The 12,785-nt window shown below is 66.1% G+C and carries 13 protein-coding genes; 10 read left to right on the top strand and 3 right to left on the bottom strand.

From position 1 onward, the window contains the following. Positions 1–67 precede the first annotated feature (67 nt). The 5 genes from rbfA to ACMGRF_RS11960 all read left to right on the top strand — a co-directional run bounded on the left by rbfA (position 68) and on the right by ACMGRF_RS11960 (position 5,631). Positions 68–451, top strand: a complete 384-nt coding sequence (gene rbfA, locus ACMGRF_RS11980) for a 30S ribosome-binding factor RbfA (RefSeq protein ID WP_005417890.1) — start codon at positions 68–70, stop codon at positions 449–451. 107 nt (positions 452–558) lie between these two features. Beyond that, positions 559–1,467 carry a tRNA pseudouridine(55) synthase TruB gene (truB, locus tag ACMGRF_RS11975; protein ID WP_049438563.1) on the top strand — a complete coding sequence of 303 codons (909 nt, stop codon included), beginning with the start codon at positions 559–561 and terminating at the stop codon, positions 1,465–1,467. A gap of 173 nt (positions 1,468–1,640) precedes the next feature. Beyond that, positions 1,641–1,901 carry a 30S ribosomal protein S15 gene (rpsO, locus tag ACMGRF_RS11970; RefSeq protein ID WP_005417886.1) on the top strand — a complete coding sequence of 87 codons (261 nt, stop codon included), beginning with the start codon at positions 1,641–1,643 and terminating at the stop codon, positions 1,899–1,901. Between the two features lie 150 nt (positions 1,902–2,051). Further along, positions 2,052–4,160, top strand: coding sequence for a polyribonucleotide nucleotidyltransferase (gene pnp / locus ACMGRF_RS11965; protein WP_049413671.1), 2,109 nt, complete (start codon positions 2,052–2,054; stop codon positions 4,158–4,160). Between the two features lie 280 nt (positions 4,161–4,440). Then, positions 4,441–5,631 (top strand): glycoside hydrolase family 18 protein, encoded by a 1,191-nt coding sequence (locus ACMGRF_RS11960; protein ID WP_049413670.1) that lies wholly within the window; start codon positions 4,441–4,443, stop codon positions 5,629–5,631. A gap of 36 nt (positions 5,632–5,667) precedes the next feature. Here ACMGRF_RS11960 and ACMGRF_RS11955 read toward each other — a convergent pair whose 3' ends face one another. From ACMGRF_RS11955 to ACMGRF_RS11945, 3 genes are read right to left on the bottom strand one after another with little or no spacing between them, the layout of a single operon-like run. Beyond that, a complete protein-coding gene (locus ACMGRF_RS11955) occupies positions 5,668–7,227 on the bottom strand; it encodes a PepSY-associated TM helix domain-containing protein (protein ID WP_414485241.1) in 1,560 nt (519 codons plus the stop codon). Positions 7,228–7,237: 10 nt separating this feature from the next. Further along, entirely contained in the window at positions 7,238–7,501 is a 264-nt protein-coding gene (locus ACMGRF_RS11950; RefSeq protein WP_049413666.1) for a hypothetical protein, read from the bottom strand. Next, positions 7,501–7,797, bottom strand: coding sequence for a hypothetical protein (locus ACMGRF_RS11945; RefSeq protein WP_005410439.1), 297 nt, complete (start codon positions 7,795–7,797; stop codon positions 7,501–7,503). The genes ACMGRF_RS11950 and ACMGRF_RS11945 overlap by 1 nt, the downstream gene beginning before the upstream one ends. A 428-nt stretch (positions 7,798–8,225) precedes the next feature. On the opposite strand from ACMGRF_RS11945, the gene thrS reads away from it, so the two are divergent. From thrS to ACMGRF_RS11920, 5 genes are all read left to right on the top strand, one after another. Beyond that, positions 8,226–10,127, top strand: a complete 1,902-nt coding sequence (gene thrS, locus ACMGRF_RS11940; protein ID WP_262222731.1) for a threonine--tRNA ligase — start codon at positions 8,226–8,228, stop codon at positions 10,125–10,127. A 48-nt stretch (positions 10,128–10,175) separates the two neighbouring features. Beyond that, the gene (infC, locus tag ACMGRF_RS11935; RefSeq protein ID WP_080104334.1) at positions 10,176–10,718 is read left to right on the top strand and encodes a translation initiation factor IF-3; all 543 of its coding nucleotides are present in this window, start codon (positions 10,176–10,178) and stop codon (positions 10,716–10,718) included. A 265-nt stretch (positions 10,719–10,983) separates the two neighbouring features. Further along, positions 10,984–11,181, top strand: a complete 198-nt coding sequence (gene rpmI, locus ACMGRF_RS11930) for a 50S ribosomal protein L35 (protein WP_005410436.1) — start codon at positions 10,984–10,986, stop codon at positions 11,179–11,181. An 11-nt stretch (positions 11,182–11,192) separates the two neighbouring features. Then, complete coding sequence (gene rplT, locus ACMGRF_RS11925; protein ID WP_005410435.1) at positions 11,193–11,552, top strand: 50S ribosomal protein L20; 360 nt, start codon at positions 11,193–11,195, stop codon at positions 11,550–11,552. Between the two features lie 193 nt (positions 11,553–11,745). Continuing rightward, complete coding sequence (locus ACMGRF_RS11920) at positions 11,746–12,741, top strand: phenylalanine--tRNA ligase subunit alpha (protein WP_057497483.1); 996 nt, start codon at positions 11,746–11,748, stop codon at positions 12,739–12,741. The last annotated feature ends 44 nt before the right edge of the window (positions 12,742–12,785 follow it).

The raw sequence follows: 12,785 nt of genomic DNA, 5'->3' as shown, positions 1-12,785 counted from the left end.
GGGCGACAATCGAATCAAAGGTAGTGCCCGACCGTTGGTCGGGCGACAACTGAACCAAGAGCTCCTCGTGCCCAAGACTTTCCATCGAACCGACCGTGTCTCCGCCCAGCTGCGCCGTGAACTCGGCACCCTGGTGCACAACGCCGTGCGCGAGCACGGGTTGCCCTCGGTGAGCGTGTCCGACGTGGAAATCACCCGCGACATGGCCCATGCCAAGGTGTTCGTCACCGCGCTGATGCCGGAACGCTCGGCTGAAGCCGTGGCCGGCCTGAAGGAGCTGGGCTACCGCCTGCGCATGGATCTGGCCCGCGCGATGAAGCTGCGCCACGTGCCGGAGCTGCATTTCCACTACGACGACTCGGTCGACCGTGGTGAGCACATCGACAACATCCTGCGCGACCTGCCCGATACGCTGGCCGCGGAGAAGCGTCGCGGGAGCGACGAAGAATAACCGCGCGACGCCGGGCATGCCCGGCGTCGTTGCATTCCGGCTGTGCGACGTCTGACGCAGACCGCGCTGCGGCAGCCGAGCATGGCTCGGCCCTACACATTCCTGCCATGACCCGAATTCAGTTCCGCCGCCTGGATGGCATCCTGCTGCTCGACAAGTCGACCGGCATGAGCTCCAACGCCGCCCTGCAGGTGGCGCGCCGCCTGTTCCGTGCCGAGAAGGGCGGCCACACCGGCAGCCTCGACCCGTTGGCCACCGGCCTGCTGCCGCTATGCTTCGGCGAGGCAACCAAGATCGCCGGCCTGCTGCTGGGTTCGGCCAAGGCGTACGATGCCGAGATCGTCCTCGGCCAGACCACGGACACCGATGATGCCGAGGGCCAGGTACTGCTGCAGCGCCCGGTGCCGGCGATCAGCGCCGAGGCCCTGCAGGCTGCGCTGGCGCCACTGACGGGGAACATCCGCCAGCGGGCTCCGATCTATTCGGCGCTGAAGCAGGGCGGTGAACCGTTGTATGTGAAGGCCCGCCGCGGCGAGGCCATCGAGGCCCCGGAGCGCGAGGTCCAGGTGCACGCCATCGAGGTGCTCGAGCAGCAGCCGGAACGGCTGCGGCTGCGCGTGACCTGTGGCTCCGGCACCTACATCCGGAGCCTGGCACGCGACCTGGGCGAGGCGCTGGGCTGTGGTGCCCACATCAGCGCACTGCGTCGGCTCTGGGTCGAGCCGTTCCGTGAGCCGGTGATGGTCACCCTGGACCAGCTGCGGGCGATGGTCGAGGCGGGTGACGAGGCAGGCATGGACGCGCTGCTGCTGCCGCTGGCAGCCGGCCTGGCTGAATACCCGCGGGTCGACCTGGATGCCGACCAGGCCCACCGCTTCTGCGTCGGCCAGCGCCAGCGCGATCTGTCCTGGCCGCGTGGCCTGGTGGCGGTGTTTGGTCCGGACGACGCTGTCCAGGGCCTGGGCCAGGTCGACGAAAGCGGCCTGCTGGCCCCGCAGCGCCGTTTCAACCTCTGACCGGGGCAGGGTGGTTCAGCCCCGGTCCTTGTCCCGGAAGCCCCTGGCCGTTACAATTTCGCGGCCGTTTTCCGGCAACCTGCCTCGCGCAGGTTTCATCCTCGTAGTCCACGGCGAGCCTGGCGGTGCGCGAAGCGCGTTCCTGCCGGCCACGCATCACAGAGAAAAAAGAAATGTCGATCGACACCCAGAAGGTCATTGAAGACAACAAGCGCAGCGCCGCTGACACCGGCTCCCCGGAAGTCCAGGTTGCCCTGCTGACCGCCCGCATCGAACTGCTGACCGGCCACTTCAAGACCCACAAGAAGGATCACCACAGCCGCCGCGGCCTGCTGCAGATGGTCAACCGCCGTCGCAGCCTGCTCGACTACCTGAAGAAGAAGGACGTCGAGCGTTACAAGGCCCTGATCGAAAAGCTTGGCCTGCGTCGCTAAGCAACGAATCCCCCGCGGCGCAGCGATGCGCCGCGGTTTTGTTTTGTAGCACCGCAATCCCCGATTCAGGCCGGAACGATCCGGCCACCCGCTGGCGGCAAGGGTCGCCGACGGTCCAATTCGCAGACAGCATCCCCAAGGACACCCTCCGTGGCAAAAATCACCAAAACCTTCCAGTACGGCAAGCACACCGTCACGCTTGAGACCGGCGAAGTCGCCCGCCAGGCCAGCGGTGCGGTCATCGTCAAGATGGACGACACCGTACTGCTGGTCACCGCCGTCGCCGCCAAGAGCGCGCGCGAAGGCCAGGACTTCTTCCCGCTGACCGTCGATTATCAGGAAAAGTTCTACGCCGGCGGCCGCATCCCGGGTGGTTTCTTCAAGCGTGAAGGCCGTGCGACCGAGAAGGAAACGCTGATCTCGCGTCTGATCGACCGTCCGATCCGTCCGCTGTTCCCGGAAGACTACAAGAACGAAGTGCAGATCATCGCCACGGTCATGTCGCTGAACCCGGACGTGGACGGCGACATCCCGGCCCTGATCGGCGCCTCGGCTGCCCTGGCCCTGGCCGGCACCCCGTTCATGGGCCCGATCGGCGCTGCCAAGGTCGGCTACAAGAACGGCGAGTACATCCTGAACCCGACCGTCAGCGAACTGGCTGACTCGCAGCTGGAACTGGTCGTTGCCGGTACCTCCAACGCCGTGCTGATGGTCGAATCCGAAGCCGCGCTGCTGTCCGAAGAAGTGATGCTGGGCGCCGTGACCTTCGGTCACCGCGAAATGCAGAAGGTCATCAACGCGATCAACGAGCTGACCGTCGAAGCCGGCACCAAGCCGTCGACCTGGGAAGCCCCGGCCAAGAACGACGCGCTGATCTCCGCGCTGAAGGAAGCCATCGGCCCGCGCCTGGGCGAAGCCTTCCAGGTGCGCGACAAGCTGCAGCGCCGTGACGCCATCTCGGCGATCAAGAAGGACGTGTTCGAAGCCCTGGCGGGCCGCGTGGCCGCCGAAGGCTGGAACCCGGCCGAGCTGTCGAAGGAATTCGGCGAGCTGGAATACCGCACCATGCGTGACTCGGTGCTGGACACCAAGGTCCGCATCGACGGCCGTGCGCTGGACACCGTCCGCCCGATCGCCGTGAAGACCGGCGTGCTGCCGCGTACCCATGGTTCCTCGCTGTTCACCCGCGGCGAAACCCAGGCCATCGTGACCATCACCCTGGGCACCGCCCGTGATGGCCAGGTCATCGATGCCGTTGCCGGTGAGTACAAGGAAAACTTCCTGTTCCACTACAACTTCCCTCCGTTCTCGGTGGGCGAGTGCGGCCGCATGATGGGCCCGAAGCGCCGCGAAATCGGCCACGGTCGTCTGGCCAAGCGCGGCGTGCTGGCTGTCATGCCGTCGCTGGAAGCCTTCCCGTACACCATCCGCGTCGTTTCGGAAATCACCGAGTCGAACGGTTCCTCGTCGATGGCCTCGGTCTGCGGCTCGTCGCTGGCGCTGATGGACGCCGGCGTGCCGGTGAAGGCCCCGGTGGCCGGTATCGCCATGGGCCTGGTCAAGGAAGGCGACCGTTTCGTGGTCCTGTCCGACATCCTGGGTGATGAAGATCACCTGGGCGACATGGACTTCAAGGTGGCCGGTACCGCTGAGGGCATTTCCGCCCTGCAGATGGACATCAAGATCGAAGGCATCACCGAAGAGATCATGAAGCAGGCCCTGCAGCAGGCCAAGGCTGGCCGTCTGCACATCCTGGGTGAAATGGCCCACGGCCTGACCGCTCCGCGTGAGGAGCTGTCGGACTACGCGCCGCGCCTGCTGACCATCAAGATCCACCCGGACAAGATCCGCGAAGTGATCGGCAAGGGTGGCTCGACCATCCAGGCCATCACCAAGGAAACCGGCACCCAGATCGACATCCAGGACGACGGCACCATCGTCATCGCGTCGGTCAACGCCATTGCTGCCCAGGCTGCCAAGGCCCGCATCGAGCAGATCACCTCGGACGTCGAGCCGGGCCGCATCTACGAAGGCAAGGTCGCCAAGATCATGGACTTCGGTGCGTTCGTCACCATCCTGCCGGGCAAGGACGGCCTGGTCCACGTGTCGCAGATCTCCAGCGAGCGCGTCGAGAAGGTCGGCGACAAGCTGAAGGAAGGCGATGTGGTCAAGGTCAAGGTGCTGGAAGTCGACAAGCAGGGCCGTATCCGCCTGTCGATGAAGGCCGTCGAAGAAGGCGAAGGCGCCAGCGCCGAATAATCGGTACTGCTGATCGTGCGGTGGGTGAGGACCGTTGGTCCTCACGCTTTCGCAAATGAGAAAGCGGGCTTCGGCCCGCTTTTTCTTTGCCTCGATGTTGTGGAGAGACGCTCATCCAGGTCGCTGCATGTCCTGCTGCAGTGCATGAGGGCCGCCACGCGGCCATCGTTCTGTCACGGTTGCACGGATCGCGCCTGTCCATGGGACGACATGCCGCGACATCCGTACCGCAGCCCCATCGGTTTGCTAACGTGGCGGCGCCTTCGAACCGGGAGATCCCATGTTCCGCCAGACCGTGGCCGTCCTTGCCGTGCTGATTGCCGGTGCCTTGCCCGTTGCCGCGCACGCAGCGCCCGCGCAGCCGCCGATCTTCGGCGCCTATTACCCGGGTGGATCGGCCGAGCGCTATCCGGTGTCGAGCATTCCGGCCGAGCGCCTGACCCACCTGTTCTACGCGTTCTCCACCATCGAGGACGGGCGCTGCACGATCGGTGCGGAAGCGCCGAAGAATTTCGCCGCACTGGCCGAACTCAAGAAGGCGCACCCGCACCTGCGCACGCTGATCTCGATCGGTGGCTGGGGCGCAGGCGGCTTCTCCGATGCAGCGCTGACCGAGGCCAGCCGCAAGCGCCTGGTCGACTCTTGCATGGCGCTGTTCTTCGAACGCCACGCCGGCAGCTTCGATGGCGTGGACATCGACTGGGAGTTCCCGGTCAGTGGCGGACCGAAGGAGCTGGCGCATCGCCCGCAGGATCGCGCCAACCTGACCCGGCTTGCGCAGGCCTTCCGCACAGCACTGGATGCGCGGGGGCGCAAGGCGGGGCAGCCGATGCTGCTGACCGCCGCGCTGGCCGCCGGTCGCCTGCAGACCGATGGCCCCTATGATCCGGTGGCGAGCTACGAACTGCCGGCGCTGGCGAAGGTGTTCGATTTCATCAACCTGATGAGCTACGACATGGGCACCGGCTTCTCGTCGGTGTCGACCTTCAATGCGCCGTTGCATGAAGTGCCGGCCGATCCGCTGGCGCCGGAGCTGCGCCGCTGGAACAACGTCGCCGGGGCGGTGCAGTACTACCGTGAACATGGCGTGCCGGCCGACAAACTGGTGCTGGGCGTGCCGTTCTACGGGCGCGGCTTCAAGGTCACCGGCGATGCCGCGGATGGGCTGTACCAGGCCTACAGTGCACCGGCCGATGCCGGCGATTGGCGGGTGATCAAGGCGCGCTATCTGGACCAGCCGGGTTGGACGAAACACTGGCAGCCGCAGGCGCAGAGCCCGTGGTTGTACAACGCCGCGCAGAAGATCTTCATCAGCTATGAAGACCCGCGCTCGATCGGCCTGCGTGCCCGGTTCGCCCGCGAGCAGGGCCTGGCCGGGGTGTTCATGTGGGAGCTGACCGGTGACGACGAGCAGGCCAGCCTGCTCAACGCCATGCTCGCCCCGTGGCAGAAGGCGCGCATCGGTGATTGAGTCGCCTGCTGGCGCCGGGCCATGCCCGGCGACGCTTCAGTTCGCCCAGACGCTGTTGGGATCGCCGTTGCGGGCGCGGCGCTGGCTGGCGACGGCCAGGCGGGCGAAGCCGAAGGCCATGGCCAGCGCGATGGCATCGACCCAGAACAGCGGCCACTGGCCACGCCCGGCGGCGCGCCACAGCCAGTCACCATTGAGTGCACCGTGCAGGACCGGCACCAGTGCAGTGCTGATCGCTGCGGCCCACAGCAGTTCGCGCGCGGCCTGCGCGGGGCGGCGCAGTGCAGCCCACAGCGCACAGGCTGCCCAGCTGCCGAAGCAGGCCCAGCGGATGCCGTGGTCGACCGCCGACGGTGCCAGCCGCTCCAGCACCAGTGCGGTGACGAACGCGACCGAGATCGCCACGCACAGGCCGATGCACACGCCGACCGTGGCCCGCGCCATGTTCACACCGGCACGCGGCTGTTGCGGCTGGCGACGCTTGCGCCGCGACTCGATCCACAGCAGGTTGCCGGAGTAGAACAGGAACGCACCGCCGAGGCCGAGCAGGAAGTACAGCCAGACCACCACGCCGTTGCCGAACTCACCGAAGTGCAGCGCGTAGGCGGCGCTGAGCGTGGCGTGGTTGGCGTCGCGCTGCCCTGGCAGCTGGGAGGCCAGCAGGTCGCCGCTGGCCACGTCCAATGCCACGGCACCAAGCGGACCGAGGGTGCCACTGGCCTCGCCGGTGATCTCGATCGTGGCGTTGGCGTCGCTGCCATTGGCCAGCTTCAGGTACGCCGGCTCGAAGTTGGCCACGCCTTGCGCGCGGGCCACTTCAAGTGCGCGCGCATGCAGCACGCGCAGGCTGCCCGGTGGCGCCGGAATCCCGCTGGCCTCGCGCACCGGCGCAGTGTCCATCGCCGTCGGTACCGCCTGCAGCGCCTTGCCGTCGTAGATCAGTGGGTTGAGCAGGGCCATCTGCACGAACACCAGGCACAGCAGGGCGCCCGTGACCGCGAACATCAGGTGGAAGGGCAGGCTGAGCACGCCGATCACGTTGTGCGCGTCCTGCCACAACTGCTTCAGGTTGCGGCCCGGGCGCAGCGCGAACAGGTCGCCGAACAGCTTCGGCAGATGGATCACCAGCCCGCTCAGCAGCGCCATGCCATACAGCAGGCTGACGATGCCCATCACGTAGACGCCGGCCACCGGCAGGCCGAGGCTGTAGTGCAGTTCGTTGACCAGTTCGGCCAGTCCGGTCTGCGGCGGCGCGGGGCTGCCGGCGATCTGGCCCGGCCAGGCGTAGCGCCAGCTGCCGTCATCGGCCTGCCAGTACGCCAGGGGCTGCGGGTGTTCGGTACCGGGGAAGGTCATGCCCACGTGGCGGCGCGCTTCCGGGTGTGTCGCCAGCACGTCTTCCAGCAGGTACTGCGCATCGTCCAGGCCCGCCGGCAAGGCGGTGGCGGCGCCCGGGGTCTGCCACAGCGGCAGGTCATGATGGAACAGGGTCAGCGCACCCGCATAGAAGGCCACGAAAAGGCCGAAGCCGGCGACCAGGCCGACCCAGGTGTGCAGGGTGGTGAACGTGCGCAGCGTCTGCGAACTGAACTTCATGGCGGGGATCTCATTGCACCGCGCCGGTCAGGCGCAGCAGCCCGAGCACGGCGAAGCCGGCCGCGGCGCTGCCACCCAGAACCAGCCAGGCGCGCAGTGCGCTGCGGAAGCTGAACGCCCACAGGGCGGCCAGCATCCATAACGGGATGAAGGCGATCAGGGTCGGCACCAGCGCACGCTGCCACGGGCCGGGCGGCAGCCAGGCCAGCAGGCCGGTAGCGGCGGCCGCAAGCAGGAAGCCAGCGATGATGCCGGCGAAGGCGCGCGGCCACATCAGGGCGACTCCGTGCCCGGGCGATGCCAGGCGGCCAGCGCCGGCAGCAGCATCGCAGCGAGCATCCAGGTGCACAGCATCGCCACCAGACCGGCAGCGAAGCCGAGTTCGGCCATCCACAGCCACAATGCGGCAGCTGCGGCGACCAGGCCGATCTGGCGGCCGAGACGACCGGCACGGCGCAGGCGGGGCCAACGGCAGTGCGGCGAGGCGGCATAGAAGGCCAGTGCCGAAAACATCGCTGCCAGCATGCCCAGGCTGCAGAAGCCCAGGGTGGAAAGGCCGACGGTGATCATTGTGGGCGGGCGCCGCGGCAGTGGGCCGGCGAACGCGGGGCACGGGCGGGGCCGGCGGGAGCCGGTCGGAGCGGGTGGCGCATCACGAGGTCCTGGGGGAAGCGGGCAGGCTGGCACGGGGCGGGCTGCGCGGACATGGTAATCATTGCGTTTTCACGCCGCCAGCGCAGGCCATTCAGCGGACCGTACGGCAGCCCTTGGGCTTTCCGGTGCGCTGGTTTAAGATCGTCGCAGACTCCTGACTGGAACAAGGTGGCCCGCGCCCAGCGCCGGCCGAGCGTGCGACATGAGCACTACCACCGCCCACTGTTGACCTGCCCCCGAAGGCCCTGTGTTCCAGGCGCCCTCGCGGCGCTTTTTTATTGCCCGGGCCGCGGCCCGGGAACGCTTTCCAGCCCGCCCCGCGGGCCCCGCACGAAGCCAATGCGATGATCAACATTACCCTTCCCGACGGCAGCCGCCGCGAGTTCGAAAATCCCGTCAGCGTCATGGACGTCGCCCAGTCGATCGGTGCCGGCCTGGCCAAGGCCACCATCGCCGGTTCGGTCGATGGCGTGCTGGTCGATGCCAGTGACGTCATCGACCACGATGCCAGCCTGCGCATCATCACCGCCAAGGACGAGGAGGGCGTGGAGATCATCCGCCACTCCTGCGCCCACCTGGTCGGCCACGCCGTCAAGCAGCTGTACCCGGACGTGAAGATGGTGATCGGCCCGGTGATCGCCGAGGGCTTCTACTACGACATCTATTCCGAGCGCCCGTTCACGCCGGACGACATGGCCGCAATCGAGAAGCGCATGGGTGAACTGATCGCCCAGGACTACGACGTCATCAAGAAGATGACGCCGCGCGCCGAGGTGATCGAGATCTTCAAGGCCCGTGGCGAGGACTACAAGCTGCGCCTGATCGAAGACATGTCCGACGACATCCAGGCGATGGGCATGTACTACCACCAGGAATACGTGGACATGTGCCGCGGCCCGCACGTGCCGAACACGCGCTTCCTGAAGGCCTTCAAGCTGACCCGCATCTCCGGCGCCTACTGGCGCGGCGACGCGCAGAACGAACAGCTGCAGCGCATCTACGGCACCGCCTGGGCTGACAAGAAGCAGCTCGAGGCGTACATCAAGCGCATCGAGGAAGCCGAGATGCGCGACCACCGCCGCATCGGCAAGCAGCAGGACCTGTTCCACCTGCAGGAAGAGGCGCCGGGCCTGGTGTTCTGGCACCCGAAGGGCTGGGCACTGTGGCAGGTGGTCGAGCAGTACATGCGCAAGGTCTACCGCAGCAGCGGCTACGGCGAAGTGCGTTGCCCGCAGATCCTGGACGTGAGCCTGTGGAAGAAGTCCGGCCACTGGGACAACTACCAGGACAACATGTTCTTCACCGAATCGGAGAAGCGCACGTACGCGGTCAAGCCGATGAACTGCCCGGGCCACATCCAGGTGTTCAACCAGGGCCTGCACAGCTACCGCGACCTGCCGATCCGCTACGGTGAGTTCGGTTCCTGCCACCGCAACGAGCCGTCCGGCGCGCTGCACGGCATCCTGCGCGTGCGTGGTTTCACCCAGGACGACGGCCACGTGTTCTGCACGGAAAACCAGATCGAGTCGGAAGTGACGGCCTTCCACCAGCAGGCGCTGGCGGTTTACCGGCACTTCGGTTTCGACGAGATCCAGATCAAGATCGCGCTGCGTCCGGAATCGCGCCTGGGTGACGACGCCACCTGGGACAAGGCCGAAGGCGCGCTGCGCTCGGCACTGACCGCCTGTGGCGTGGAATGGCAGGAGCTGCCGGGCGAGGGGGCCTTCTACGGCCCGAAGATCGAGTACCACCTGAAGGACGCGATCGGCCGTACCTGGCAGCTGGGCACCATGCAGGTCGACTTCATGATGCCCGGCCGCCTGGGCGCCGAGTACGTGGACGAGAACAGCCAGAAGAAGCACCCGGTCATGCTGCACCGGGCCATCGTCGGCTCGATGGAGCGCTTCCTGGGCATCCTGATCGAGCACCATGCCGGCCAGTTCCCGGCCTGGCTGGCGCCGACCCAGGTGGTGGTGGCCAACATCACCGACGCCCAGGCCGACTATGTCGCGGGCGTGACCAAAACCCTTGCGGAGCAAGGCTTCCGCGTCAGCTCGGATTTGCGTAACGAGAAGATCGGCTATAAAATCCGCGAGCATACGTTGCAGCGCGTGCCCTACCTGCTGGTCATCGGTGACCGCGAGAAGGAAAATGGGGCTGTGGCGGTGCGTACGCGTTCTGGCGAAGACCTGGGCAGCATGAGCCTGCAGGCCTTCATCGAGCGGCTCCACGCCGAGGGCGCGTAAGCAAAGGTCCGGTCCGGGGGCACAGGCACCCGGGCCGGTTCGATACCCTTGGGAGAACGTAATATCAGCACCCCTGACAACAAACAGAACCGCAAGAATCAGGAAATCCGTGTGCCGCGCGTCCGCGTGATCGGCAGTGACGGAGAAATGATCGGCGTGTTGTCGCGCGACGAAGCGCTGTCCATGGCCGAAGATGAAGGCCTGGACCTGGTCGAGATCCAGCCGCAGGCCGATCCGCCGGTCTGCAAGATCATGGACTTCGGCAAGTTCAAGTTCGAAGCGCAGAAGAAGGCCAGCGAGGCCAAGAAGAAGACCAAGCAGGTCGAGATCAAGGAAGTGAAGTTCCGTCCGGTCACGGACGAGGGCGACTACCAGATCAAGCTGCGCAAGATGCGCGGGTTCCTTGAAGAGGGCGACAAGATCAAGGTCAACATCCGCTTCCGTGGCCGTGAAATGAGCCACCAGGAACTGGGTCGTGAAATGGCCAACCGGATCGAGGCCGATCTGGGCGAGGACATCGTCATTGAATCCCGTCCGCGCCTGGAAGGGCGTCAGATGGTCATGATGATCGCGCCGAAGAAGAAGACCTGAGGCCTGACGGGCCGCCTTCCGGGGCGCCTGGCTGAATGGTTCAGGGTAAGGGGACGCCGCTGGCGTCCCTTTGCTTTTGCAGGATGCCGGTGAAGTGCCGGCGAAAGGGTTGCAGGGGCTGGTGGCAGGGCGGTTTTGCCTGTATCATGCCCGGCTCGACCCACCCAGGACGGGTCGTACGCCGATCATGGCAGGACGGAAAGAGCGGCCCAGGCCGCCGCCAGATCAGTCAGAAACCAGGGTCACCCCCATCAAGGACATTGCAATGCCCAAGATCAAGACCAACCGGGCAGCGGCCAAGCGTTTCCGCAAGACCGCCTCGGGCAAGTACAAGTGCGGCCACGCCAACCGTAGCCACATCCTCACGAAGAAAGCGACCAAGCGTAAGCGTAATCTGCGTCAGACGGGCCATGTCCGTGCAGAAGACGCAGGCCGTCTGGACCGCATGCTCCCTTACCTCTGAGGAACTGAAAAATGGCACGAGTTAAGCGTGGCGTACAGGCGCGTCGCCGCCACAAGAAGATTCTGGATCTCGCCAAGGGCTATTACAACGCCCGTCGCAAGGTCTTCCGCGTTGCCAAGCAGGCAGTCATCAAGGCACAGCAGTACGCCTACATCGGCCGTAAGCAGAAGAAGCGCAACTTCCGTTCGCTGTGGATCACCCGTATCAATGCGGCTGCCCGCATCAACGGCCTGAGCTACAGCCGCTTCATGAACGGCCTGCTGAAGGCTGGCATCACCCTGGATCGCAAGGTCCTGGCTGACATCGCCGTGCACGACGCAGCCGGTTTTGCTGCGCTGGCCGAAAAGGCCAAGGGCGCGCTGGCGGCATAAGTCCTTCCCGATGCCGTAACCGTTCACTCGGAACGGTGTCAGGTCAAGGCAATGCATGGGGAAGGGCGCAAGTCCTTCCCCATTCTTTTTTGGGTTCCGGCGAGGCCATGGCGGCAGCGCGGGGACGGCGGTGGCGACAGGGGTCGGCCCTTCGCGCATCGCGATGGCAGATCGACTGGAGTTCCGGCCCCCCATGAGTGACATCCAATCCCTCACCACCCAGGCGCTGGCCGATGTGGCCGCCGCACAGAGCCCCGACGTGCTGGAACAGCTGCGCGTGGCCCTGCTTGGCAAGAGTGGCAGCATCACCTCGCAGCTCAAGCAGCTCGGCGCCCTGCCGGCCGACGAGCGCAAGGCCGCCGGTGAAGCGATCAACCAGGCCCGTGACGCGCTGACCCGCGCGCTGGGCGAGCGCAAGGCGGTGCTGGAAGACGCGGCACTGGATGCGCGCCTGGCGGCCGAAGCCATCGACATCACTCTGCCGGGCCGCAATGGCGACCGCGCCGGCCTGCACCCGATCACCCGCACCCTGGAGCGCATTACCGGCATCTTCGGCCGGCTGGGCTACGAGCTGTCGGAAGGGCCGGAGATCGAGGATGACTGGCACAACTTCGAGGCGCTGAACTTCCCGCCGCACCATCCGGCGCGCGCCATGCACGACACCTTCTACTTCGGCGATGGCCGCCTGCTGCGCACGCACACCTCGGGTGTGCAGGTGCGCTACATGGGCGACCACGCGCCGCCGCTGCGCATGATTGCCGCCGGCAAGGTGTACCGCAGCGACAGCGACCAGACCCATTCGCCGATGTTCCATCAGGTCGAAGGCCTACTGGTGGACGAGCATTCGACCTTTGCCGACCTGAAGGGCACGCTGGCCGAGTTCGTGCGCGCGTTCTTCGAGCGCGATTTCGAGATGCGCTTCCGTCCCAGCTACTTCCCGTTCGTCGAACCGGGTGCGGAAGTGGACATCGCCTGGCAGCAGCCCGATGGCAGCACGCGCTGGCTGGAAGTGCTCGGCTGCGGCATGGTGCATCCGAACGTGCTGCGCAACGTCGGCATCGATCCGGAGCGCTACACCGGCTTTGCGTTCGGCATGGGCGTGGAGCGTTTCGCGATGCTTCGTTACGGCGTCAACGATCTGCGTGCGTTCTTCGAGAACGACGTGCGATTCCTGAAACAGTTCGCGTAAGCCGCAACCATGTAGAGCCGAGCCATGCTCGGCTGCTCCTAAAT

This window comes from Stenotrophomonas sp. EMP41, from assembly GCF_047495535.1.
In the GTDB taxonomy this organism is placed as follows: Bacteria; Pseudomonadota; Gammaproteobacteria; order Xanthomonadales; family Xanthomonadaceae; genus Stenotrophomonas; species Stenotrophomonas sepilia.
The sequence above is the reverse complement of the archived record's forward strand: the minus strand, read 5'-3'. Positions and strand labels throughout refer to the sequence as shown.

Coding starts and splice junctions, on each gene's coding strand:
- truB (WP_049438563.1), top strand. CDS start 559: ATGACCCGAATTCAGTTCCGCCGCCTGGATGGCATCCTGCTGCTCGAC.
- rpsO (WP_005417886.1), top strand. CDS start 1,641: ATGTCGATCGACACCCAGAAGGTCATTGAAGACAACAAGCGCAGCGCC.
- ACMGRF_RS11960 (WP_049413670.1), top strand. CDS start 4,441: ATGTTCCGCCAGACCGTGGCCGTCCTTGCCGTGCTGATTGCCGGTGCC.
- ACMGRF_RS11955 (WP_414485241.1), bottom strand. CDS start 7,227: ATGAAGTTCAGTTCGCAGACGCTGCGCACGTTCACCACCCTGCACACC.
- ACMGRF_RS11950 (WP_049413666.1), bottom strand. CDS start 7,501: ATGTGGCCGCGCGCCTTCGCCGGCATCATCGCTGGCTTCCTGCTTGCG.
- ACMGRF_RS11945 (WP_005410439.1), bottom strand. CDS start 7,797: ATGATCACCGTCGGCCTTTCCACCCTGGGCTTCTGCAGCCTGGGCATG.
- thrS (WP_262222731.1), top strand. CDS start 8,226: ATGATCAACATTACCCTTCCCGACGGCAGCCGCCGCGAGTTCGAAAAT.
- rpmI (WP_005410436.1), top strand. CDS start 10,984: ATGCCCAAGATCAAGACCAACCGGGCAGCGGCCAAGCGTTTCCGCAAG.
- rplT (WP_005410435.1), top strand. CDS start 11,193: ATGGCACGAGTTAAGCGTGGCGTACAGGCGCGTCGCCGCCACAAGAAG.
- ACMGRF_RS11920 (WP_057497483.1), top strand. CDS start 11,746: ATGAGTGACATCCAATCCCTCACCACCCAGGCGCTGGCCGATGTGGCC.